Raw genomic sequence first — 701 nt, 5'->3', positions numbered from 1 at the left:
GCATGGCAGGTGACAAGCTTGATGAGTTCTATCATGATCAGACCTTCAATTTGCCTATGGAATTGAAAGATGCTGATCCAAGTAGATGGGATTGAAGTCAACTTCGAGGAACGCGGTTCGGGGTGGCCGATCCTCATGCTTCATGGCGGTTATCTTGATCACCGGCATATGATGGACGAAATGGAGCCTGCGTTCCAAGACCGCGCCGGATGGCATCGGGTATATCCTGACCTGCCCGCCCACGGACGCACTCCGACCCTGCCAAGGCCGATGACTTTCGACGCACTTCTGAACCATGTGGTTGGGTTCATTGACGCTGTCGCGCCCGGAAAACGATTTGCGGTTGCAGGAATGTCGGCTGGCGGACACCTTGTTCGAGGACTTGCAGCCAAGTACCCGGACAGACTTCTTGGGGTGTTTATCAATGCCACGCCCTTTGTAATTGACTATGAAACGCGTGACTTGCCCGAACCATCGACCATCTTCGAAGAGGATGGGTTCGCAAAGAAGGCTGGAGACCGAACCGATACGCTGCGCTTCATTCAGCCTGTTCGCGACACCGCTCTCGTTGATTGGGACACTTCATGCCTTCTCCCGGCGCTATCCCTGCTTGATGAGGCGGCCGCTTTGGAAAGCTGGCGCCCTGAAAACTACGCTTTCAGTTTCAACCCGGACGAGGTCGGCGCACCATTCTCTGCCCC

General features: G+C 55.2%; 1 protein-coding gene. It reads left to right on the top strand.

The features are described from left to right. Positions 1-69 precede the first annotated feature (69 nt). Positions 70-701: alpha/beta fold hydrolase (locus OEZ71_RS20220; protein WP_263741903.1), on the top strand; the 632-nt coding region annotated here is incomplete at its 3' end.

This window comes from Albidovulum litorale (genome assembly GCF_025751495.1).
Taxonomy (GTDB): domain Bacteria; phylum Pseudomonadota; class Alphaproteobacteria; order Rhodobacterales; family Rhodobacteraceae; genus Albidovulum; species Albidovulum litorale.
This window is presented reverse-complemented; position numbering and strand designations above follow the sequence as displayed.